Here is a 24,226-nt window from a genome sequence, read left to right as displayed (position 1 = left end):
TTAGCCTTAGAGATAATCACTACCTAACAAACTCATTGAAGAGAAGATGTTTCTCATCTAGATGGTACATATCTGTATATGATTCCAATTAACGCTGTGACATCCCAAAGGTACGCATCTTCCTCGTTGTTTTTACTCGAAGGTATTGTTCTTTTTCAGGTCGTGCTAAATAAGATAGCGTTGAACGCATTCTTCGCACCTGATAATCAACCTCGCTATAGATAATGCCAACCCCTAAAGTATCTTGATCCTCATATTGCTTTAAGTACCTACGATCATGGCAATTAAAGTAACTCCCTTCATCATCTGTAATATCTTTCCATAATTCACCTATAGCCTTAGCAATCTTCCATGCACTCGTGCGCTTACGCTCATTAAAGATCAATGCAATATGGCAATGATAGCCTTTCTTTTCTCCCTGCTCTAAAGCCCATACCAGTAGCAATACATCCTTTCCATATTCAGAACGCTTGATCTTTCTTCTAAGCATTTCTAAATCATTATCCACTTGTTCAATATCTGGACTAACCACATAGGCTAAATCAACCCGTACCACCAGCACAGCAGAATAGCTTTTCAATATTTCTTTAAGTCGGTTATCAAGCTTGGCAGCATTTAATTTTTCGTTATGACGATGTTGGCGTAATTCATTCAGGTGATCAGCTCTAGCTTGATTGAAATAAGCTTGCCAGTCTTTAAAGGTTGTTCGTTTCAAGCGATTGCAAAGTGATAATGAGGTTTCATATTGCAGGTCGTAGTCATGGAGCAAACTACAAAAGAGATCAATTAAATAGGTATAGCTAAAGTCAGAGTTATAAACTTGATCAAAGTCTAAGAGAAGGTCTCTGAAGGTTTCATAAAATGATCTTGGCTGTCTTGTAGCATCAAGACTAGTTTGGATAAAACTTTCAATTTCGATCAGTAATGATGCTTCGTTGATTTCATTTTGGTTTAGGCTTACGTTCATGTTCACTTACCTGTAGTTGTTTAGGACTACATAAAGTGGCTATGGTGTTATTAATTACCTAAAGGTTTTAAGATCATGGTTAAGTAATAAGGTGAGAGGTTAATAGGTTTTAAGTAGATAGATAATAGGGTTATGGATATAGGCTATGATTTAGAGATTGGATATTGAATATGTTGGTTTGTATTAACTTAGTCATTACACCAAGGTGAAAACTCCTTCTGGAAGAATACCTCTCTTGATAATGAAGTTTTTTATAAGCTCAGATTCAATATATCAGCAAATCGAGCTTATAAAATAGTAATTAAAGCTTGTTCAGTTATCCGATGCTACAAACTTTTTAAGATGTAGTGGAAATGCTTCTCTCTAGCCTAAAATAGCTTATGTTATATTTCTGCCTCCACCAATTCGATTTGTAATTTTATCCTTAAAACTTCGTTCATAAACGCCAGCCATAATAAGGAAATAGGGAATAAGCTTACCTTCGATTTCTTTCCATCTTGGATTCCGACTTTCCAGTAATAAGACTTTTTCTGGTAAAAATTTGTACAGAATAGGAATCTGGGTAACACTAAAATTATGCTTAATATGATCATTAGCTTCTTGACCACTATTTTTCTTATCAAGAAGAGTGCCTATTAGTTTTTCAAAATTATTTTTTATCGAGCCGAATAAATAAGATTCATCTTTATGAACTGCCAGTGCATTTGCATCAAAAAATAAAATAATGTCCAATTGTAATGTTGAAGACTCCAATTCTTTCCATAAGTAGATATGGTCAATCAATCCTATCAAACCATTTGGCTGTTTTGCTTTTTTAATTAACGAGGTAAGAAAAACACCAAAGAAATTATGTCGAACGGATTCGCTATTTTCGAAAATTTCTAGCTGAAATCTATAGACTGCAACATCCTTCGTTTTGTGAGGTTTTAATCTTAGCCTCATCTTTTCTGCTTTAATTTCTATATTTTGAAGATTTTTATAAAGCTCCGCGTAGTTACGAAATTGCGGCCCCATTCCATTCCTATAAAATCCTTTCAGAGCACCGACTGAAACACTATCATAACGGCCTTGAATAAAAGCTTTTCTTAGCATAAAGAGTAAATTATTTAATTCATAAATAGATTCTTTAGAGATATCTGTATGCAAATAAAATTCACAGTTTCTACTTTTTGGATTTAATCTATTTATAATAAAAGAGACAAAAATTTTAACACTAATAGTCAAATATTCATGATCAAATCTACTAATCGTTTCGTATTTTGATAATAAATAAATGAACTCTTTCCCGATAGAAGTAATACTTCTATCAAACCCTTGCAATACTCTCCGCTCATCTATATTTTCCTCAATAAATGCAGGTAGTGGTTTTAAAGCTAGTACCAACATGAATTTTTCTATACGATTAAGCAAACTTATTTTATAACTATCAAAAAATTTTTGAGCTAAATCAACTTGATCTTCTTTTATTATTCGCTTTTCAGGAAAGCCATATAACTGAAAGTCCTCATAAAGCTCTTGATTTGCTATCTCCACTCCATCCAAATAGCTTTGGATAAATTTGAATTTTTTTTCAAAAATAACTAAATGCTTTTCATCTGAGACTTTAGATAAAAAACTTAATCGCTTATTGCTGCGCTCAACAGAGTTCGAAATATTAGAGGTTTCACGGCCTGTTTGATGTTTTTCTTTCTTAGTAAGAGAAGTTAAGTGCTTTATACTTTCATTACTTAATAACTTTGCAACGATCAAATTAGCTAACTCTTCATGAGAAGCTTCCTGATTAATATTCTGCCAGTTTAATTCAGATTCTTGAGACTGTTTTTCCCCATACACCCTACCCTTCTCCAAGTGAAACTCCTTATTACTAACTAAAATATTACTAATTTTTAGTATACTTATTCCATACATTTAAGGCACTAATTCCTAAGGTTTTTTATACTTATTCCATGGTTTTTTCTTACTTATTCCAAGATATATAAGCTATCAAATTATATAATCTAAAAGAACAGCATAAAAAACACCCTATTAGGGTGTTCTTAAAGAATGTGCTTATCTAAACAAAAGTATAGTGAATTTGTTCTATTCATACAGTGCAATGATCATTCATTAGAAAAATAATGATTCTAATAAAAGCAAATAAGTTCTTACATGACTTATGTTAAACTAAAACCTAACAGCTCGGTTAACACGTACCTACCTCCTATCAGTTGGGGGTAAAACTGGGGGTAAAACACAAAATGCTATTTCATTTACTTATTAATTATCAAAATTTTAATGCCAAAAGTTATTTCCCTCTCTCACCGCCAGAATTGAAAAAAGACCTAAATCATTTTGATTTAGGTCTTTTTATTTAACTTAAATAAAATCAATTTAATCAACAATAAGTAACTTCGCACCATTCAGACTAAAAGACTGATGTGGTTCTGAATTATCCCCTACTTGATAACTCATACCTGAAGTTAAAGTAAATGTTCGACCATCCTTCAATCTACTTTCTAATTCACCTTCTAGACAAAATAATATGTGCCCTTTTTCACACCAATGGTCTGCCAAGTAGTTTGCTGAGTACTCGACAAGTCTCACTCTAATTTTATTTCCTTCTTCACCAAAAAATTGAGTTTTCCAATAAGCTTTTCCTGTTTCACCACTATATTCAGTGACTTCAATTTCTTCCCAGTTTGTAATTTGAAATGGAAAAGGCGCGATATTCATAATTTTTTCCAAAGAAGTATTATTGTATTTTTCAACTTATAGACAAATTCAATTTTTGCAAACTATTTATTCATAAATCATAAATATATCAAAACTATTTTTCACTTCGAAAGACCCAAACCTCACGTTCAGGCCTCTCCCTTTTTTAACTTACTCAGACAACGCTAATAACTTCTGAACATACTGAACCGCATTATTCGCTATGTCTTGTTGAGTCGGAACATCGTCGTCTTCTGAAGGGTTTGTGTCTAAACCATAAAATGCATGAAGAGGTTGATAGTCCGCCCCAACATATAAAGCCGTTAGCTTAAATGGAGTAAAAATCTGCTCTAAAGAAAGCTTGTATTCACCAGACTCTGAATAAACTTTTTCTTTTACACCAGCGGACAAAGCCAACATAAACTTTTTATTTTTGAGCTTGTCACCTGTTGAGCCGTAAGCCCAACCATAAGTCACAACTTCATCAATCCATTGTTTCAAAAGCGGTGGACAGTTAAACCAATACACTGGAAATTGAAATACCAAATTTTCGTGCTCTTCGACCAGTGCTTGCTCTTTGGCAACATCAATCACACCGTCTGGGTAGGCTTGATAAATTTGGTGAACTGTAAATTGATCTGGATGTTTTTCTAGTTCCTCTACCCATCTGTTATTTACAACAGATTGGTCTATGTGAGGATGCGTAACGATGACTAATGTCTTTTTCATTATGAAAACACTCTTATCGGAAAGTTGATAAATCGATTATAGAAGTGTGCTTTCCTAAATATAAGTACGGTAATTTGTGTTATATACTATACTAAAAGATAGTGTGGATTTTAAAAATGACTGAATGCGTTCCATCACATACGCCATTAGAAGAGACAGGTTTCGGCTACACCCTTTCTTTAATTAATGGCAAATATAAAATGATTATTATGTATTGGCTGTATGAAAAAAATGTCATGCGTTTTAATGAGATGCAACGCTGCATTGGCAATATTTCATTTAGAACACTCAGCAATACACTTAAAGAGTTAGAAAGAGACGAGCTTATTATTCGTAAGGAATATCCTCAAATTCCGCCAAAGGTTGAATATCGCCTTTCAGAAAGAGGACAGTCTTTGATTCCTTTATTAGATATGATGTGCGATTGGGGCGAACGTAATAAGTCGTCTTAGTTTTATAGACTTGAAGTGATACTAAATATGAGAAATGAATTAAGAGAAATTTTTATTAAGGGATGCGACGATAAAATTGAAAAGAAGGGAGACAATGTCGGTCTATCTTTTTACGCTTTTTTTAAAAATAAGAATGATAACCCTGAGTTACTGATGGAAGCAGCGCATTGGTGGATTATGGAGCATAAATTAGATCACTTCGAGAAGGCAGTGAAGATTAAACAGTTGGTTTTAAGTGAGCAATAAAGGTTAGAGGAAAAGACTATTCTGAAAGAGGGTAGTCTTTAATTTTCATACTAGAGATAAAGTGAGAAAGGATAAAAATGTTTATAAATGCTTTATCTAGTTTGCTTGAAAAATTAGCCTCAAAAGAAGAATTGGATGAATGGTATTTATCAACTTTCATTGATGAGAATGTTTATTCGCTATTACCAGCAGAAGCTTTTAAGTTTTCTTCACATGTTATAAAGCTTCTTAAATATGACGCTCAACCAGACTATACATATGAATTACTAACTATTTTATTAGCTCTACAACGTCAGTCTGACACAACACAAATACCTGAAACTCTAAAAAACAGTCTTAATCTTTTTGATGACCTTATTAAAAATAATTCTGAAGAATATGTTCTAAATTTAGCTCATGAGTTAGCTCAAAACTATCGAATGAAATTATAAATTTTAGTGACTCAAAGTACTTTAATAACTATTCATCAAAAAAAAACCATTCCTTCATAGGGATATTTTTTGCAGCTCTCTAAACGAGTAGATAGATTACCTACATGAACCTCCAACTTATGACCATCAGGGTCTAAAAAGTATATAGACTCACCTTCGCTTTGATTATTTTTCCACTCACGTATATTCAGCAATTTAATTTTCTGGCGGAATTCATCTATATAGTCTTCACCAATACTAAAACAGTAATGTGTATAGTCTGAACTTATACTCACCTCATCAAGTGATAGACAAAGCCATAACTCTCCAAGGCTCAAATAAGCGCCTTTATTCCACTTAGCTCGTGGAGTAAAACCTAGAACATCTTTATAAAAACTAAAACTACGATCAACATTCTCTACGGAAATAGTTAGATGATTCAATCCACTTAATTTCATAGATGTTTTCCTCTTTTTAAAAGGATTTTATTTATATTAAAAAATTATTGATTTCACATAAGTCTATAATTTTTATTAAAGATAAAGAAATATGAAATTCTTAGTAAGAATATAATTTTTAATATAAAAGCCCAACTCTCGTCGGGCCTTCCTCCCATCAAACCCGACTTAAAAAATACTCAAGTAACGCATCCCTTTCATCAGTGTTATTGGTCCCCAAAAGCTGAACCATGGCTCCATCAATCACAAATAAAAACATGTGTGCATCTTCAACTGTAGCAGTCGCTTTAACAGTTAAAAGCAGTTTAAGAATTTCTTTAATGAACCAGCTTCGATAGTCAATGACGAGCTTATATGCTGCTGGATAGATCTTTTCAATTTCAAAAATGGCTTTAAATGGCAACCGATAAAAGCCCTCTAAGTTTGCATGTAAGAGATAAATTTTCTTGAGTTTATCGAATGCCATGAGTTCACGGTACGAATGAATAATTGAAAATACCTCATGTTTTAAGGCATCTATTTGAAAGGTTAAGCTCATCTGAATGAGCCTTTCTTTGGAGTGAAAATAGTTATAAAAAGTGGCTTTAGGGATTTTGGCTTCCTCAATAATTCGATCTATCCCGATGTAAAACCCATTTTGATTAAATAAATCTTTTGCCGTGTGGAGCACGCTTAATGCTCTAAATGAAGCTTCTAAATTTGGCATTTTTATACCGTTTAAAATAATTTTTTGTTGTATGTAAAAGAGATAGAAATGCCGTCACTCTTAAATTGAGCGCTAAAAACAGGCATGTAAAAGCCGCACAAAAATGGTGTGCTCGCCTATCTCAGGTTTTATTGTTGCTATGATTTTTTAGTCGTAATGACCTATGGCTTAAAACCTAGAGTCGATTAAACCGTTTTAAAGACCAGTTAGGTATCGAGTCAAAGATTTTGGCAATGGTTGCCAATGAGAGAGATGAAATAGTACGCATAACGGCGGACTCCTTTTGATTTAGAAGAGTCTTACCAATTACTGTCAAATAATGGTGGCAAGACTAGAAGGGTTGACAGACTGGTACAAAAGGAAACCAGCGCACGCAAGCGTGCCCCTCCTAGCCTCACCATAAAGGCGTGACTTAAGAGAACGCACAAAACGAAATAATACGTTGTTGTGCGCCTTTTGTTCCAGCTCTGTCAAAAGCTCACTGGCAATGTAGGCCAGCACGCAAAGGATAATCCGCACGTTTTTGAGTGTCAATGTAAGGTTGAATAGAAATTGGTTAAATAATTATTGTTGTTTATTCAATTAGATATTTAAGCTAAAAAGATCTTCAACTTAAATTTAAAGATATCAAATGGTGGCAGAACGAAAAGAGGTTAGCAGACTGGACACACAGAACCAGCACACCCGAAGATGTCCTCTTATCGCTCTACCATAGAATGGTGGCAAAACGAAAAGGGATTAGCAGACTGGTACAAAAGCAACCAGCACACCTGAAGGTGTTCCCTTATCGTTCTACCGTAGAATGGTGGCAGATCGATAAGGGGTTAGCAGACTGGGTACAGTACCAGCACACCCGAAAGTGTCCCCTTATCGCTCTACCCTAAAGTAGTTTGCAGGCAAAGAATAATTCTCAAGATTTTAAGTGTCAATAATCATATGTTATTAATTTATAAATATTTTTATTTCTATCGGCTCATTTTTTCATTGTTAATTTATCATTCATTTTCAAAACGGTTTAAATGAACTGATTGATCGCGCTATAAATAAAAGCTACAGTAAATAAAGTTTGAATTTTATAACTTTAAATAAATTGATAACACATGCAGGCAAAGACATGGAAACCATACATGATTTTTATCGCCGCTTTTCTTTAACCAGAGATAGCGATTACTCGGTTCCATCAACTTCGTTTGGACATTTTAACGTGTTCCAACGCGATGCCTGCTCGTTTCTCACACCTTATAGCCGCCGCGATTATTATAAAATTTCACTGGTTTTAGGCACAGGCGAACTTCACTACGCTAACCGCTGGATACGAGTCGACCGTCCTGCTTTACTGTTTTCAAACCCAATGGTTCCCTACGCTTGGGAAATTAATTCACCCGAACAAGCAGGCTGGTTTTGCCTATTTACCGAAGAGTTTGTAAACCAAGAATCGAGACAAAGCTTTTTAAAAGACTCACCGCTGTTTAAAGTCGATGGTGACCCACTGTATTTTTTAAACGACCAGCAGGTTGATGAAATTTCATTTATTTTCAAAAAGATGATGACTGAAATAAATTCAGACTACATTCATAAATACAACGTTTTAAGAAACTATTTGCACCTGATTGTGCATGAAGCCATGAAAATACAACCGACCCAACAGTTTGAAAAACATAGTAATGCTGCGGTTCGGATTTGCCATTTATTCTTTGAGTTATTAGAGCGCCAGTTCCCCATCGACTCACCCCATTTTCAGCTTAAACTCAAAACTGCAAATGACTATGCTTATGGCCTGTCGGTGCATGTGAACCATTTAAACCGCGCTGTAAAAGAAGCCACAGGCAAAACCACCTCTGAGCATATTAGCTCGCGTATTACGCAAGAAGCCAAAGCATTGCTACAACACACCAGTTGGAACATTTCCGAAATTGCTTATAGCTTAGGCTTTGAATATTCAGCGTATTTCACCAACTTCTTTAAGAAAAATACTGGCTTTTCGCCTAAAAAATTCCGCGAAGACTGTGTAACCTAAAAACAGATTGTTTGAATTTTATAATTATTGGTTTGAATGTTATACGTCAGTTTGAGCCAAAGCATTTTATAGTTTTTCTACTCAAGTGATTTTGCAAAAAGAGTGTGAAAAATGAAATATAGAACTTTAGGACAAACAGGCGAAAAAGTATCAGCACTTGGTTTAGGTTGCATGGGAATGAGCTTTGCCTATGGTGCCTCAGACGACACACAAAGCATTGCAACCCTAGAAAAGGCATTAGACCTCGGCATTAACTTTTGGGATACCGCCGACATGTACGGCAACGGCGCAAACGAAGTTTTGCTCTCAAAAGTTTTAGAAAAACACCGCGACAAAGTATTCTTGGCGACCAAATTTGGCTTTCGCTATAAAGAAGACAACCTTAACCCACAAAATTCTTTAGAGTCTTATATCGACGGCTCTCCAGAGTGGATTAAAGTTGCGGTCGAAAACAGTTTAAAACGCTTAAATACTGACGTGATTGATTTGTATTATGCACACCGCATTGACCCAAACATTCCAGTTGAAGATACCATTGGCGCAATGGCTGACTTGGTCAAACAAGGTAAAGTTCGTTATTTAGGACTCAGTGAAGCGTCGGCTGAAACTATTCGTAAAGCGCATGCGATTCACCCAATTGCAGCGGTTCAACACGAATATTCATTGCTTACTCGTGAACTGGAAGATACGCACTTTCAAACCATTCGTGAGTTAGGTATTAGCCTTGTGCCGTATTCACCGCTGTCGCGTGGTTTAATCACCAATACGCTTGATGTGAGCAACCTAGACGAAAGTGATTTCCGTCGTCAGTTACCACGTTATCAAGGCGATAACTGGAAAAATAACCAAAGCTTGGCGCAAGCATTTAGCGACTTTGCTCAAAGCAAAAATGCGACAGCGGCTCAACTGGCTTTGGCTTGGATTTTGGCGCAAGGTGACGACATTATTCCAATTCCGGGTACGCGTAAAATCGAACGTCTTGTGGAAAATGCGGGTGCTGTAGACCTTCATTTAACAGCGGCAGATTTGGCAGAAATCGACGCGATTATTGCGAGATATCCAAACATGGGCGCACGCTATAACGCTCAGCAACTTGCTGCGGTAAATCACTAAAATCTAAGCCATAAAAAAGTCCGACTCTGTGTCGGACTTTTTAATTTAATTTTTGCTATATGTTCCCTGCTGGCGTCCCCCTTCCCAAATCGCGTCTAATGATTTGTCCGAAATTGTTAGGCTTTCAGGGAATATACTTAAATCCTTTTTAAATTTAGCCTCTGGTTTTAAACCAATACAGTCTCCATTTTTCCACCATGTGCCTTCGGCATATTGGTCTAAAGCGCCAACAGCGAGCATCCATTGAAACTTGCCGTCTGGTTGAAGTAAAAGCTCCGAACCCACTTCCATCACACCATTTAGATAATAGTGCCCACTCCATGTCTGATCGGTTTTTTGGAATTTCACTTCTTTGCATGTGCTAGTTGGCTCGGCATAAATGTGAGCAGAAAAAATAACCGTTGAAAGAATTAGTAAAGGTGCAAATATATTCATCATTCAATTCCCTATTTTTTAGTTTTATTTCCCAGACTCAACTTTTAAATAAGTGCCATCTGCATATACATTATGTCCAAAGCCACAACCTGACTCACCTTCATTTTGTTTGGCTTGAATATAATTTCCTAATTTCGCGTTGGTTTTAAATTCGAGTTGAATACGGCAGTCTTCATTTTTATAAACTGTTTGCTTTTTATTAGTCGGCATTTTGGTTTCGAACTCACCCATGTTCGGGCCGTAAATTAAGCTTCTAAGACCCATATATAAACCAGCATAGCTGATTGCATATTGGCTCTTCTCACGGCTTACCGTGATGTGATCCCACTCACCAAAACCTGAATAACGTACATACTCACCTGACAAATCATTTGAGGCTTTAGGTGCAGGTAATTGCTTAAGATTAAACTGACTAGATTTTGATTTTTCATCGAGCATAAACCAAGCTCTGGCCCAAAGTGGCTGACCTAATTTTGCATAGGCTAAGCCTACGTTATTGTTTGCCACTTCAATATCACGATCAGTAAATTTAACTGTAGTTTCATCTTCATTGGCTTTACAAAATGCAGTCCAAGATGCTTGGTTTTGGAAGTTTTCGAGTGCTTTTTTATATTGTTTTTGGTCGTAGTTTTTCTTACCTAAGCTCGCATATTGCTTCACTTTATTACAACCTTGCTGTAGCTCTTGTTCAAAAGAAAACTCTGCATGTGTGACCGCCAAAGCTGAAAGTGTGAGAACCGCGCAACCTGAAATAATAGATTTAATCATTTTTAAAATTCTTTAATAATTAACTAATTATATAATATGAGTAAGTTTTATAAATCACAATTCTCTGAAACAAAAGTCTCTTACAATGCTATTTAAATTAGGTAATTTTATTACGCCATTCAAAAAGGCCTGAACATTTTAAGTCCAAGCCTTTTGATTTTTAGAATGTAGCCAAAATTTAATTAAGAAGATTCACTCAGACTCAAATTAGAATGACTGCTTTGAGAAATTGCGCTTTGCAAAATTTTCATACTATTTTTAATCGCATTTTCGACCTGTATTTGGCTATCTCCCATGAAATGAATTTTGGCAGGAATATTTTCATAACTAAAATTGTTATGATCACCACTTTCCTGAATCAATTGATAGGTAATGGTTTCATTTTCTAACTCTTTAATCCCATTAAATAAAAAGCCTGAACTATAAGGATTAGGCATCATTAGAAAGCCCGTAATTTTCGTGTTCACTGGCTCTTGTGGAATTTTCATGGCCGCCTTAATCCACATTTCATATAAGTCGACAGACTCATTGCGTAATGTGATGAATGGAATTTCTCCACCGCCGACTCTTCCACCGACTTCTAAAAAGACCAACTCGCCCTTAGATTCAATAAATTCAAGATGTATCGCCTGATCTTTTAATTTTAAGAATTTACATACGTCTAAAGTAAATTTTTCTACTTTGTTAATAAATTCAGAATCATCAATCGTTACAGAACCTAATGGCGCACCATTTCTGAAGTCTAAACAGGTATTAATATATTTTGAGACTTTAAAATAAGGCATTTTATTGTCTGAAATAATCGCATCGACATGATAGATATCCCCTTCAACAAATTCTTCTACTTCATAGCCCGCATATGAAGATAAACGGGGAATATCAGCCAACTCACTAATTTTAATTACCCCTTCAGAAGCCGCGCCTACTTGAGGTTTTAAAATAATCGCTGAGCCAATTTCCAGCAAAAACTTTTCAATATCTTGGTATGAAGATACTTCAGCATATTTAGGGTAACGCACAGTCGAGTAAGCTAAAGCATCTTTCATTTTTTTCTTGTTACGGCACAACAAATTATCTTCGACAGTTGCACCCACAATATTCAATTCCGTTCGAATACGAGCGGCAGCGTCGAGGTCATATTCCGAGATGGCAATAACATAATCTATAGGTTTTTTCTTATAGATTTTTTTAGCCTGATCGAGAACATCTTCTTCATGTAAATGCTCTAAACCAGCTATGCAGTAACAGTTTGAAGAAGTGATATAACGCATCGTTTCTGTTAATGAAATATAAGACACATGCACGGCATCGTGATCTATATATTTATTATAATCAGACAGTTCATCGTCATATCTATTGATGATTAATACATGTTTCATATGACTTTCACCTGCTCATGTATATGTTTGACTAAACTACGAATCTTATCTTCGCTTTCGGAACGGAAAATGAAGTAACCTAATCGTGAGGTCCAATCATGGTTACACGCCAGTTCATCGTTTGTTTCATAGTAGAAGTGATGATGTACACATTCAGGTGCTTCTAACAGTTGATCTAAACCACTAAAACCTTTGAACAGACGGTGATTACCTTGGGGCATAAAGGCAATTGCAGAAACCATATCCTTCTCTATTGAAGGTGCATATGGCAGGTCTAGGTATTCACTCAGTACCGCTTGAGCAAGGTCAAAATTAGTCGCCAGTTTAATTAACTCAACAATATTGTCACCCGGTAAACGTGCTGCTAACTCAATTGCGACTGCTTTTCCTTGAGGTGTAACTCGCAGTTCTAAGTGAAAAGGCCCTATATTTAACGCTAAGGTTCTAATGACTTTTTCGGCATAGTCAAAAACATGTGCAGAAAATTGGCTGTCATATTGATTACCCACAATATGCCCAATTTCGACAAAGTAAGGTTCTGGCCCTAATAGTTTTTCTGTTAGCGAAGCAAAGGTTATTTTTCCATCTGTATGGATAATTCCTTCAACACTGTATTCTTTACCTATAATGTATTCTTCAACAATTAAATCCCCACTTGCATAGAAACCAATATCGTTGGGCTTAGCTTTCCAGATCGCTTCAACTGTTCTCAAAAGTTCCTCAAAATCTGCAACTTTTTTAACAGACATACTGCCCGCCATATCAACTGGCTTTACTACAGCAGGAAATTTAAAGCCGTGAGGTAAGTCAATTTCTTTACCCTGTGAAATCAAAGCATATTTAATATCGCTTAAACCCGACTTGGTTAGCTTGTCACGAAATTTAAATTTATTTCGAACTGTTTGAGCTGCCACATATTCAAGTGAGTTTTTGGTAAATGAGTTACCGAGTTGTGCTGCCATAGGTACTGCATATTCAACACCAGGTAATATGGCTTTTATGGTCTTTAACTCAACAATTTTAGAGAGTTGACTATGAAAATCACTGGTATCTATTTTTATTATTTCTTTTGCTTTTTGGCGCATTGTTCCATCAATGCTGCACTCTCCTTCATCAGTAGAAAAAACATATAAATCTATCCCTAATTCTTGAGCGGCATTTAAATAAGTGACGCCTGAAGAAATAGGTTCTATAACTACTACTGTCATTGTTACAGTCTCCGTTAGGGACCAAAACTTTCTAACTCACACAGAGGCTGATTTAAAATTTTATTAATTATTGGGGTAGAACCAACACCCACTGTTAACTCGTGAGAGTCCAAATAATTTGAAAAATCAAATCCATTATTCGTCCACGTACAAAACGGGATATTTATAATATTGACCTCAGCGTCAACTTGTTCTCGAAAAACATTGAAGCAATGTTGATGATAATCACTTAAAACTGACCGATTAATCGCATAGATATTTACTTTAGAAATAGGATTTTTCCGGATGAGATCTAATCCACGAGTAAGTGCAGCTCCCATGCCGCTTCCACCGCTTACAATATTGAGCGTAGAAATATCTTTCTCGTATTCAGGTTCTATATGATTATTCAGGTTGTATTCTAATTGATCATCAATCGCTAGCTTTTCAAATAAGTTAGAAAATATTCCATTTGGTCTTAATTTTATGTGCAAAACAAAAAAATCATAATTTTTCACACCCAGTGAAACCACAGAGTAACTTCGAATTAAAGGCTCTGATGGGTGTTTGATATTCACAATTGCTTTAGAGCTAAAGAACGTCCTTTTAATTTTAAATGTGAGCTCAACAATATTTTCAGCAAGAAAACTTCTACCAACAAGTTGAGCCACACTAAAATTATTAACCAATGGTGCGATTTCGACATCGCTATGAGCATAGCTAATACAAGGTAAGAACTCTTGTCCTACGGCAACCTGATTTCCTGATTCATATACGACTCCACCTTTGAGCTTACATCGACAAACCCGGCACACACCTTTTAAACAGCCTTTCATCACGGCGCTATCTGGCACCGCATCGATGAGAGGCTGTTCAGAATCAGCAATGTAAATATGCTCTTGAATGCGGATATTTACCATTGGCATATTCTAATTCCATTGCTATGAAAGTGTTTCAGCACGTACAGCCTGAAAATACTCACCCACCATTGGAACAAAGCTATTGATATGCTTGATTGCTAGATCAAAGTCTTCTTGTGTTTTAATTACAGAAGAAAGCATCTCTGTCATCATGCCGCTATGGTCTTCAGCTTCATCAAATGCAACATGCGAAGCTGCACCCGATACAGCCTGATTCCCCATATGAACACCCGCTTTTTGCGTAATAAAATTATTAAATTTGTCACCATAATATTCGAGGAACCAGTCCCAAACGACTGCTGGTAATGCCCCAAATTTTTCTACACAGAAATTTAAGTACCCCATCAGTTTCCATGTTTCAGGAAATGCATTTTTTGAAACGATCTGATCTGAAGAATAGCCATATTTAGTCAAATCCTGACCGAACATTTCATCGTGACCAAATTCATCATATAAATAATATGAAAGCTGTTTTGCGGCAGAGATATTATTGATGGCTGCAACACGCACTGCATTTGCATCTAATTCATTATTCATATGAATGCGGATAACACACTCTAAAATATGACGTTTATAATAATTTTCATCGAACCAGTCTTCATTATGAAATTTATGCATAATCTCATCTTTTTTAAACTCGCTATGCATAGCATGATCAACCGCACTTTCTAATTTTTTCAAACTTTCCTGTGAAAAAAACACGAATTATCTCCATTATATTTAAATTATTATCTAAGTATTAAATACTTATTTAGCTAGAATTAAGACTGTTATTAATTAAACTTAAAACAATCAAATATTATGTTTAAATATATTTTTAAAAATGTCAACAAAATATTATTTTTAAGAATTTCTAATTAAAATTAAATAAAATATTTCAATTAACAATCAAACAACAAATAATTTTTAATAAATGGATTAATTCAAATTAATATCCATCACCAACAAAATTTAAATAATTTATACTGCATGGAAAAGAAGGAATTTGACAGGGCTATATTGAGAAAAACAATGTAGACTCCTTATGGCTAAATATATGGAAGTATTAGAAAAGTGAATAATCTGATTATTGGGACTCTATTTGCACTTTGTGCGGCTGCACTCAATGCCTCTATTGGTGTGATCAGTAAACTGCTTATGCACAGTGGCTTAAGCCCACAAGACATTGCTTTTTTAAAAACAGTCATCGCATTCTTCTTTTTAAGTGTGTTTTTATTTAAAGTTCCTGTTAGCCAAAAAATTGCTTTTATTAGCAATACTCCAGGCAAACTGAGTGTCTTTGTCCAAATTGCGATATGTGCTTTTTTAGGGATTTTTTCACTATTCTTTTTCGAAACCATTGCCTACAACCATGGTGCTGCGGCCAATGTAGTTGTAGTACTTATGGCTTCAGCCGCTATTTCAGCTTTATTTTTTGGTAGATTAGTTTTAAAAGAAAGTATTTATATTCATTCTATTGCTGGAACATTATTAGCTGTAGCGGGTATTAGTTTAATTTCATGGAAAGGTGAAAATAGTTTATTAATGCTGATCAATGCCTCTATTGCAGGCACTGGCTATGGGCTATTTTCAGTATTAATTAAAAAATTCAGATTAAATGGTGGTTTATTCCTAACGAAGTATTTATTACTTTTTGGTAGTGTTTATCTTGCCGTTCCCTTTTTAATTAATTTTCATAGCATTAGTTTTAATTCCAATATTATTTTAGGTTTAATTAGCTTGGCAGTTCTGCCTACCATTCTTGGATTTTATTGCACAACCAAAGCATTAACCTATCTACCCGCAGCAAAAGTACAAGTGACCGAACTTTCCGAACCTATTTTTGCTGCACTGATGGCTTGGGTTTTCATTCATGAACAGCCGACCTTATCATTTTTGTATGGTGCAATTTTCATTATTTCAGGCATTGTTTTAATTAATAAAGCGCCTAAAGCCTAGTGCAAATTTAAATTTGATAATGGAACAAAATCCAAGCTCTCCTTAAAACTCAATTTATCTAATTTTAAAAATATTATTGATAAACTTTAGAGAGCTTTATTTAATTTAGACACAGTTCTACTTTAAGTTGGGCAAAGAATTTTAGACACAGAAAGTAGTAATATTTCGATTTGCTGTAAGTCTAAACCTGCCCTAGCACGAATTCCAATACTATGCGCGGCAGAAGTCATTAAGAAAGCTAATGCATCAATATCCGTATCATGAGGCAATTCTAGATTTTGTTTAGCTAGACTTAAGCGTTGATAAAGCTGTTCATTCATTTCTGTTAAAACTTCTTTTAATACAGCTTGGATTTCATTATCAGCCAACGCATCAGCCATGGCTGTTGATATAACTGCACATCCACTCAAATCGATATCTTCATGATATCCATCTACTTCGAGAGCTGTTCGCAAATATCTCAAAATAACATCGGCAAACGACCTATCCGTATCTTTATGTTCCAATGCTTTGCCAAATTCTGTTTGAGCATATTTTTGGAAATAATGCATCGCTTTAATATAAATTGTGCGTTTATCTCCTAAGCCAGCATAAAGACTTGGCCGGTTTAAACCTGTGGCCAATGCCAAAGTATCAAGAGAAGTTCCTGAAAATCCACCTTTCCAAAATGCATGTAATGCACGCTCTAATACTTGCTCAGGGTCATAAGAGCGCGGTCTGCCTCGAGATTTAATTTCCATTTGAGATCTCCATAAAAAATTTATTGACTATTTTATACAAAACAGTACAAAATTCAAATATTTTGCGAACCAGTACAAAAATATTCCTCTGAAAACTTTAGTTGTTTAAAAATCCCTTTAAGGATCTACGAAATGCCTCCAATTGAGTTTAAAAATCAATTAAAATCATTAGAAACAAATATCTACATGATTTTTATAATTTTATTTTTTGTAAGTGTTCTCCCCCTAGTTGGTTGTAGTAATAAAACCGAAGAGCCAGAAAAGGTTATTGCTGTTCAACTCACCACAGCCCATCCTGCCAGTGAGCTCTCTAATTTATCTTTTTCAGGAAATATTGTACCTAGAGTTGAAAGCCAACTTTCTTTTCGGGTAGCAGGTCGTATCATTAAACGTCTAGTAGATACAGGAGCTTCTATTACAAAAAATCAAGCCTTGGCCCAGTTAGACGATACTCCGTTTAGACTTAGTATTCAGGAAGCAACTGCTGAATTGCATCAAGCACAAAGCACTCTCACAAGATTACAAAGAGATCTTCAACGTAATCGTAGTCTGGTGAACATAGGCGCTATTTCACGATCCGATCTCGATAGTCTTGAAAACTTATATCAAAACACTCAAGCACAAGTAAATGCAGCACAAAGTCGCCTTGATCGGGCACAAAACGATTTAAGTTATACGACTTTACGTTCACCAGCAGTAGGAACAATTGCAGAAGTTCAAGCAGAAAGTGGACAGGTTGTTTCAGCTGGCACGCCTATATTTAAATTAGCTCAAAATGGTGAAAATGAAGTACAGATAGATGTTCCTGAAAGTCAGATTAATGAAATCAAAATAGACCAACCGGTCAGCATCAAATTACTTAGCTTATCTGACCATACTTTTACGGGTCATGTACGTGAAATAGCGACTGTTGCAGATCCAAATAGTCGTACTTATCGTGTTCGAATCTCAATATCAAATTTACCAGCTGCAGCTAAATTAGGTATGACAGCAACAGTCCATTTTTTAAATAAGAATGTAGATCAACAGATTATTTTACCTATTGGTGCCCTCTTCCAAAAAGGACAACAAACAGCCGTTTGGATATTACCCCACGGTGCAAAAAATCTTCAGCTTCGTCCAGTTAAACTTAGCAAAATCAATACTGAAACTATTACGGTTGCCAATGGTATTCAGGTGGGTGAACAAATTGTTACGGCTGGCGTCCATCGTCTCGATAGCAAGATGGCTGTAAAAGCATGGGATGGGAGGTTACCGTGAAAGGATTTAACTTATCCAGTTGGGGACTCCAGCATCGAACATTAATTATTTTCGCGATGCTACTTTCTCTTCTTTTAGGTACTGTAGCTTATTTTAAATTAGGGCGCGCTGAAGATCCAAATTTAACGATAAAGGTCATGACAATAGATGTAAATTGGCCAGGCGCTACTACACGAGATTTAGAACAACAGGTTGTTGAAAAAATTCAGCGTACACTTCAAGAAGTACCGAATTATGATTATGTACAAAGTTATGTACGCCCAGGACAAGCAACCATCTTTTTAGTTCTGAAAGACTGGACACGTAAAAGTCAAATTGAAGAAAGTTGGTATCAAGCACGTAAACGAGTAAACGACATACGGCAAAATTTGCCTCAAGATATCCAAGGACCATTTTTTAATGATGACTTTGGAGATACCTTTGGGTCTATTTACGCATTTCATGCTGATGGATTTGATGATGTCCAAATGAAGCAGGTTCTTCTTTCTACAAGAGACCATTTACTTCAGGTTCCTGATGTTTCCAAAGTCATTCTATTAGGCGTTCAAGAACCTCGCTTTTATATTGAATTCAATTATGCCAAGTTAGCTCAATTGGGTATTTCTCCCTTAGACTTAGTTAATGAATTACAAAAACAAAATGCAGTCGAACCAGCAGGAACTTTTGAAGGTCCTCATGCCCGTATATATGCTCGTGTTGATGGAGATGTAAAAAGCGTACAAGACTTAAAAAATATCGTAGTTCAAGTCGGAACACACAATATTCATTTAGGGGATGTTGCTCATATTGATAAAGGGTTTATCGATCCCCCACAAATGTCTATGAGACGAAATGGTGAACGTGTCACTGGTCTTGCTGTTTCAATGACAGAAAAAGGCGATATTCTTTCTTTGGGCAAACATCTAGATCAACGTATTAAAGAGGTACAAGAAAACTTACCTGCGGGTATTTTTATTGAAAAAGTAGTGGATCAACCTAGTCTCGTTGAGCATTCAGTTAATGAATTTCTCGGACACTTTATTCTAGCTTTAGGCATTGTTCTTGCCGTCAGTTTATTTGCTTTAGGCGTGCGGACAGGGATTGTGGTTGCTTTATCTGTTCCACTAGTTTTGGGTATTACCTTTTTCTTTATGTGGCGCCTAGATATAAATTTACAAAGAATCTCCTTAGGTGCACTTATTATTGCCTTGGGCTTGTTAGTCGATGACGCGATTATTGCTGTTGAAATGATGCAAGTCAAAATGGAAGAAGGTCTGGACCGTTTTAAAGCTGCGAGTTTTGCATGGAGTAATACAGCTTTTCCTATGCTAACTGGTACTTTAATTACAGCGGCGGGCTTTGTTCCAGTTGGCTTTGCCTTATCTTCAACAAGTGAGTTTACCGGATCAATTTTTTGGGTGGTTGGGATTTCTTTAATTGTATCTTGGTTTGTAGCAGTACTGTTTACTCCTTTTTTAGGCACAATTTTACTTCCCAAAGTACAGCCACATCATTCTCATTCCTCGAAAAATTCATACAGAGATAAACTCTCTCAATGGTTTAGTCGTAAAATTGCATGGTGCGTCAAAAAAAGGAAATGGGTTTTACTGACCACTGTTCTCAGCTTTGTTCTCGCTTTAGTTGCATTTCAATTCGTTCCTAAACAATTCTTTCCAGATTCACCGCGTGCAGAAATTCTAATTGATGTACAGCTCGAAGAAGGTGCTAGTTACACGGCAACGTTAAACGCAACGAAACAGGTTGAAAAATTACTTTCCAGTGATCAACGGGTCCGAGATTACACAGCTTATGTAGGAAGTGGTTCTCCTCGTTTTTATCTATCTCTTGATCCAGAAACACCTAAAAATAATTATGCACAGTTAATTGTTTATCCAAAAGATATTGAACAAGCGAGTCAATTAACTTCTGATCTACATAATCGTCTCATTCAGCAATTTCCTCATATTCGAACACGGGTTTATCGTTTAGAGCTAGGTCCCACCGTTGGTTACCCTGTACAGTTTAGGGTACGTGGTAAAGATCCTGAAAAAGTTCGTGAAATTGCTGCTGAGGTTCGCGACATTATGCGTCAGCATCCAAATGTACGTGATGTCAATTTTCAATGGAACGAACGTAGTAAAGCCATCAGATTTATCATTAATCAGGAACGTGCCCGTAGTTTAGGAGTAAGCTCGCAAGATATTTCACGTACCTTACAAATGTTATTAAGTGGTTATACAGTTACCCAGATACGAGAAGGCACAGAGTTAATTGACGTTGTAGCAAGAGCCAAAGCAGATAATCGGCTTGATACAGCTCAAATGGGCCAAATTACGATTCGTGCATCAAATGGAAAAAATATTCCTCTAGATCAAGTCGCTGAACTCAGACCTGTATTAGAAGAAGGAGGAATCTGGATACGTAACCGTTTACCAACTCTCAGCGTCCGTGCTGATGTGTCGGGTGCTCAAGCACCAGATGTCTCAAAGCAAATAGAACCGATGCTAAATGATCTTCGTAAAATGTTACCCATTGGCTACAGTATTGAAACTGGAGGAACTATTGAAGAAAGTGCTAAAGCAGATGCAGCTATTCAATCTGTTATGCCGGTGATGTTATTACTTTGGGCAATATTCTTGATGTTACAACTGCAAAGCTTCAGTCGCATGTTTATGGTGGTATTAACAGCTCCACTTGGCATGATTGGAGTAAGCCTAGCCTTATTGATTACTCGTGCACCATTCGGTTTTGTGGCCACATTAGGAGTAATTGCTCTAGCTGGTATGATTATGCGTAATTCGGTTATTTTAGTTGATCAGATAGATAGAAATATTTCTACCGGTCAAACGCCAGAACAAGCGATTATTCAAGCCACTGTAGGTCGTACTCGTCCTGTTCTATTGACAGCTTTAGCAGCAATTTTAGCAATGATTCCTCTTACACTTTCCACATTATGGGGCCCAATGGCAATTGCGATTATGGGGGGTTTAGCAGTAGCAACGATACTTACTTTATTCTTTGTCCCAGCACTCTATGCCGCTTGGTTTAGAGTGAAAAGCTAAATTTATTTAGCTCGATAGAACTAAAAATTTATAGCTTAAAAGCACAAATAGATTTTTCTATTTGTGCTTTTTTAATGGTTTATAAACTTCTAAAGTGAGGAAAATGATGAGTCACTTGTAAATTTGAAGTAGCTCATTATTCAAATTTTATAAGAAGAAAAAATAGTGTTAGACAAGATAAGCCGCTAAGAAAATTTCTACACCTGATTGTACAGAGTTTTCAATTTCCGCAACTCCCATACGGAAATTTTTAATTTTTTTACTACACATCATTTCAGAAATGAGACAAATACATTTGGTAAAAGAGTCCCTATATACTAGGTCCTATTATAATTCCGGCTAGAATTTCACCTAGTGATTCCATTTGAGCTAAAAACCTTTGAGCAATCTAGGCAATGATTCTGCTGATAAGCAGAATCACCACCCACTCAATGGAAAATCTGTCCTAATAACTTCAGCTGAAGCACTTGATCGATTAACATTTTCCATCGATTTGTTTTCTATCGATTAGTTACAAGATATGGACACGTTTTAAATGTCGATTCACATTACCCTCAACTTTTGCACGGCCATGTAATACCGAATTATTATCAATCAACATGTAATCGCCACTGACCCACTGATGTTGGTACATGTATTTAGGGTCATATAAAATCTCTGTAATTGAATGAACAATTTCCTGTGATTCTACGGGTTGATGATTTGTATCTTTAATGGAGAGCTGTACAGGATTCACTTCCTGATTATCTTCATTTTCGATTTCAATAAACCGGATAACTGAATGGCCTTTATGAGGATGGTTTTCAATGAGGTTTACATCAATTGAGCCGCCATAATGTGCTTTTTTTTCAGTCGAATAAGATAGCTTAATTTTCTTCCAGTCTTCTAATTGACTAGAAGGTATATCTTTCAAAATACGTGTGGTATCAACAAAAAGTGTTTCCCCACCTCGTCCATCTTCTGAGGATACGGTACACTGAAAAGCATTAATTCTTGGAGTTTGTTTCGCAAAAGCTCCATCCCAATGCAATTCAACTCTGCCTTTTGAGAAAATATGGTTTTTAGGATCTTGTTCCATTTTTACATTGAGTAAAGCACCAAACTCCCAATACATCAGATTGCCCAATGACTCACAAAAGTTAATATATTGTGGATCTGGTAACGCTTTAAATCCACGAAATACTAAAACTTTATATTGAGACAACAAGTTATTTAAAACCTCGGCACCGATCTCATTAATATTGTCATGATCACCAGATGCCGTTATTAATGCTCCAAATGGAGATAAATCTTTTACACTAAACATTATTCAAATCTCTACATATAAAACCATATTTACTTACATTTCTTGTTGGTTATTACGCAAATAATGGCTAGCTTTTCCGTTTTTAAAGATTAATAAAGCATTTTCTTCTTCGGCTTTATGTCGTGGAACTAAAGTAAATCCATCATCATCTTGTATAACGACCGAATGCCAAGGTGTACGCCAATTGTCATCCGAGTCCATCAAAAATATTCCAATTTTTTCTGAAACTCGAGGTTGTGGATGAATACTAAGACGAACCGAATTTGGGAATTGCTCCTTCAATAAATTAGTCCATGCATTACTTCTTTGAATTACCCGGTAAGCATTCATACGAGCTACATTCAATATCTGGTTTTTTGACCAGCCTTTGAATTCATTAAGACCTGAAAAATCCTCAGTCAAAAAGCGACAAATCCCGCGGTACATTTCAGCTGCTGGTTTTTCTTGCTTACATCGGTGTTTTAAGCTTAGTAATGACTCTCCATATTGAACCATCAACTCTTCACGCAGTGTGCTATATTCTGGTATATCTTGAAAAACATCATCTAAATCAAAGTAATCAATATTATCTGCATAAGGTTTTCCCACTCTCTCTATAAGATCATATTTATAAGAAGATATGGCCTCATCCGGGATTCGTACTAGTTCAGCAAAAACCCTTCCATCAGAACAAATAGTTAACTTTGCTCCAGGTGCATAAATATTTTTTATTTTTTCACATAATTTATTCAATGTTGCTAAAGCTAATTCCTCACCTTTATCAGGAAAAATATCTAAAGTTTTTTTCCTATTTGGTGATTTAGCTGGAAAAGCAGGTAAAATCATATGAATAGGTTGTTTATTTTTGACAAAATTCAATACTTTTTGAATATGTAAAAAAGCTTCTTCTTGAAAGTTCTCTTGCTCTGAGTCATTTGCTAATAAACGTCGCTTATGAAAAATTAATTTTACGATCTGCTCAGCTAACATTAAATCATTATTTAAAATTTGTACCACAACAAAAACCCTTATTTCCTTTATACATTCACAAACTTTTAAATTAGACTTATTTTTAAGCCTTTATTTAAATTTTCAATATTACTTTATAAATAAATTTCACTTATTTCATTCAGCTTTCTCTCCAATAATAATTTCTATAGTAGTTAATCCTATTTTTGATGATATTAACCTTTTTATTTAACACAAAAAATTTTCATAAAATTTAAATTAGTCAATCATTTTTATACAAACCATTAATAAAAAATAAGATCTAACTTTTAACTCATATATTTCTAATTTTAACTATCAAAACAAATAACTATCGAACATTTAACCACCAATAAAATATATCTATTAGTTAAAATCTGATTATTTCCCTTAATTATAAAATTTTATTTATATTAAGCTTTCTGAATCAATCACAAGTGTAGCATTTGCTTTAACGTAAATCCACGTCCTAAAAATTGATTAAAACACTCACCAAA

General features: G+C 35.4%; 23 protein-coding genes. 8 read left to right on the top strand and 15 right to left on the bottom strand.

Annotated features, from left to right (window positions below):
• Positions 1-88 precede the first annotated feature (88 nt).
• The 4 genes from I7H67_RS10755 to I7H67_RS10740 form a co-directional block, all read right to left on the bottom strand.
• Positions 89-967 (bottom strand): inovirus-type Gp2 protein, encoded by an 879-nt coding sequence (locus tag I7H67_RS10755; RefSeq protein WP_198307826.1) that lies wholly within the window; start codon positions 965-967, stop codon positions 89-91.
• 378 nt (positions 968-1,345) lie between these two features.
• Positions 1,346-2,875, bottom strand: a complete 1,530-nt coding sequence (locus I7H67_RS10750; protein WP_198307825.1) for a hypothetical protein — start codon at positions 2,873-2,875, stop codon at positions 1,346-1,348.
• 462 nt (positions 2,876-3,337) lie between these two features.
• Complete coding sequence (locus I7H67_RS10745; protein ID WP_001017478.1) at positions 3,338-3,679, bottom strand: DHCW motif cupin fold protein; 342 nt, start codon at positions 3,677-3,679, stop codon at positions 3,338-3,340.
• A gap of 150 nt (positions 3,680-3,829) precedes the next feature.
• Positions 3,830-4,387 (bottom strand): NAD(P)H-dependent oxidoreductase, encoded by a 558-nt coding sequence (locus tag I7H67_RS10740; protein ID WP_198307824.1) that lies wholly within the window; start codon positions 4,385-4,387, stop codon positions 3,830-3,832.
• A gap of 116 nt (positions 4,388-4,503) precedes the next feature.
• Between I7H67_RS10740 and I7H67_RS10735 the strand changes: the two genes are divergently transcribed.
• The 3 genes from I7H67_RS10735 (at position 4,504) to I7H67_RS10725 (ending at position 5,516) form a co-directional block, all read left to right on the top strand.
• Entirely contained in the window at positions 4,504-4,839 is a 336-nt protein-coding gene (locus I7H67_RS10735; protein WP_005066976.1) for a winged helix-turn-helix transcriptional regulator, read from the top strand.
• Between the two features lie 27 nt (positions 4,840-4,866).
• A complete protein-coding gene (locus I7H67_RS10730) occupies positions 4,867-5,085 on the top strand; it encodes a DUF6500 family protein (RefSeq protein ID WP_005066974.1) in 219 nt (72 codons plus the stop codon).
• 77 nt (positions 5,086-5,162) lie between these two features.
• The gene (locus tag I7H67_RS10725) at positions 5,163-5,516 is read left to right on the top strand and encodes a hypothetical protein (protein WP_198307823.1); all 354 of its coding nucleotides are present in this window, start codon (positions 5,163-5,165) and stop codon (positions 5,514-5,516) included.
• A 35-nt stretch (positions 5,517-5,551) separates the two neighbouring features.
• Here the strand turns inward: I7H67_RS10725 and fosLL are convergent, their stop codons facing one another.
• Positions 5,552-5,953, bottom strand: coding sequence for a fosfomycin resistance glutathione transferase FosLL (gene fosLL / locus I7H67_RS10720; protein WP_198307822.1), 402 nt, complete (start codon positions 5,951-5,953; stop codon positions 5,552-5,554).
• A 157-nt stretch (positions 5,954-6,110) separates the two neighbouring features.
• Positions 6,111-6,659, bottom strand: coding sequence for a TetR/AcrR family transcriptional regulator (locus I7H67_RS10715; RefSeq protein ID WP_198307821.1), 549 nt, complete (start codon positions 6,657-6,659; stop codon positions 6,111-6,113).
• A 1,114-nt stretch (positions 6,660-7,773) separates the two neighbouring features.
• Between I7H67_RS10715 and I7H67_RS10710 the strand changes: the two genes are divergently transcribed.
• Both I7H67_RS10710 and I7H67_RS10705 read left to right on the top strand, forming a co-directional pair.
• Positions 7,774-8,676 carry a helix-turn-helix domain-containing protein gene (locus I7H67_RS10710; RefSeq protein WP_198307820.1) on the top strand — a complete coding sequence of 301 codons (903 nt, stop codon included), beginning with the start codon at positions 7,774-7,776 and terminating at the stop codon, positions 8,674-8,676.
• 111 nt (positions 8,677-8,787) lie between these two features.
• The gene (locus I7H67_RS10705) at positions 8,788-9,789 is read left to right on the top strand and encodes an aldo/keto reductase (protein ID WP_198307819.1); all 1,002 of its coding nucleotides are present in this window, start codon (positions 8,788-8,790) and stop codon (positions 9,787-9,789) included.
• A gap of 45 nt (positions 9,790-9,834) precedes the next feature.
• On the opposite strand, the gene I7H67_RS10700 is transcribed toward I7H67_RS10705, so the two are convergent.
• From I7H67_RS10700 to I7H67_RS10675, 6 genes are all read right to left on the bottom strand, one after another.
• Entirely contained in the window at positions 9,835-10,227 is a 393-nt protein-coding gene (locus I7H67_RS10700) for a hypothetical protein (RefSeq protein ID WP_198307818.1), read from the bottom strand.
• 21 nt (positions 10,228-10,248) lie between these two features.
• Complete coding sequence (locus tag I7H67_RS10695) at positions 10,249-10,992, bottom strand: hypothetical protein (RefSeq protein ID WP_198307817.1); 744 nt, start codon at positions 10,990-10,992, stop codon at positions 10,249-10,251.
• A gap of 182 nt (positions 10,993-11,174) precedes the next feature.
• Positions 11,175-12,371, bottom strand: a complete 1,197-nt coding sequence (locus I7H67_RS10690) for an ATP-grasp domain-containing protein (protein ID WP_198307816.1) — start codon at positions 12,369-12,371, stop codon at positions 11,175-11,177.
• Positions 12,368-13,579 carry an ATP-grasp domain-containing protein gene (locus I7H67_RS10685; protein ID WP_198307815.1) on the bottom strand — a complete coding sequence of 404 codons (1,212 nt, stop codon included), beginning with the start codon at positions 13,577-13,579 and terminating at the stop codon, positions 12,368-12,370. Before I7H67_RS10685 ends, I7H67_RS10690 begins: the two co-directional genes overlap by 4 nt.
• Positions 13,580-13,593: 14 nt before the next feature.
• Complete coding sequence (locus I7H67_RS10680) at positions 13,594-14,484, bottom strand: FAD-binding oxidoreductase (RefSeq protein ID WP_198307814.1); 891 nt, start codon at positions 14,482-14,484, stop codon at positions 13,594-13,596.
• Positions 14,485-14,499: 15 nt separating this feature from the next.
• Entirely contained in the window at positions 14,500-15,180 is a 681-nt protein-coding gene (locus I7H67_RS10675) for a hypothetical protein (RefSeq protein ID WP_004789949.1), read from the bottom strand.
• Positions 15,181-15,531: 351 nt separating this feature from the next.
• On the opposite strand from I7H67_RS10675, the gene I7H67_RS10670 reads away from it, so the two are divergent.
• Complete coding sequence (locus tag I7H67_RS10670; RefSeq protein WP_198307813.1) at positions 15,532-16,416, top strand: DMT family transporter; 885 nt, start codon at positions 15,532-15,534, stop codon at positions 16,414-16,416.
• A 122-nt stretch (positions 16,417-16,538) separates the two neighbouring features.
• On the opposite strand, the gene I7H67_RS10665 is transcribed toward I7H67_RS10670, so the two are convergent.
• Positions 16,539-17,156, bottom strand: a complete 618-nt coding sequence (locus tag I7H67_RS10665) for a TetR/AcrR family transcriptional regulator (RefSeq protein WP_013196638.1) — start codon at positions 17,154-17,156, stop codon at positions 16,539-16,541.
• Positions 17,157-17,288: 132 nt separating this feature from the next.
• Here I7H67_RS10665 and I7H67_RS10660 point away from each other — a divergent pair, with 132 nt between their 5' ends.
• The gene (locus I7H67_RS10660) at positions 17,289-18,416 is read left to right on the top strand and encodes an efflux RND transporter periplasmic adaptor subunit (RefSeq protein ID WP_198307812.1); all 1,128 of its coding nucleotides are present in this window, start codon (positions 17,289-17,291) and stop codon (positions 18,414-18,416) included.
• Positions 18,413-21,457: an efflux RND transporter permease subunit gene (locus I7H67_RS10655; RefSeq protein ID WP_320158870.1), complete on the top strand. Its 3,045-nt coding sequence runs from the start codon at positions 18,413-18,415 to the stop codon at positions 21,455-21,457. Before I7H67_RS10660 ends, I7H67_RS10655 begins: the two co-directional genes overlap by 4 nt.
• Positions 21,458-21,968: 511 nt before the next feature.
• Here I7H67_RS10655 and I7H67_RS10650 read toward each other — a convergent pair.
• Together I7H67_RS10650 and I7H67_RS10645 are read right to left on the bottom strand one after the other, a co-directional pair.
• Positions 21,969-22,763 (bottom strand): TauD/TfdA family dioxygenase, encoded by a 795-nt coding sequence (locus I7H67_RS10650; RefSeq protein WP_198307810.1) that lies wholly within the window; start codon positions 22,761-22,763, stop codon positions 21,969-21,971.
• Positions 22,764-22,796: 33 nt separating this feature from the next.
• A complete protein-coding gene (locus I7H67_RS10645; protein WP_013196634.1) occupies positions 22,797-23,759 on the bottom strand; it encodes an isocyanide synthase family protein in 963 nt (320 codons plus the stop codon).
• Between the last annotated feature and the right edge of the window lie 467 nt (positions 23,760-24,226).

It is taken from the genome of Acinetobacter sp. ACIN00229 (assembly GCF_016106645.1).
Classification (GTDB): Bacteria; Pseudomonadota; Gammaproteobacteria; order Pseudomonadales; family Moraxellaceae; genus Acinetobacter; species Acinetobacter oleivorans.
Note: the sequence above shows the minus strand (reverse complement) of the source record. Positions and strands in the feature narration are given on the sequence as shown.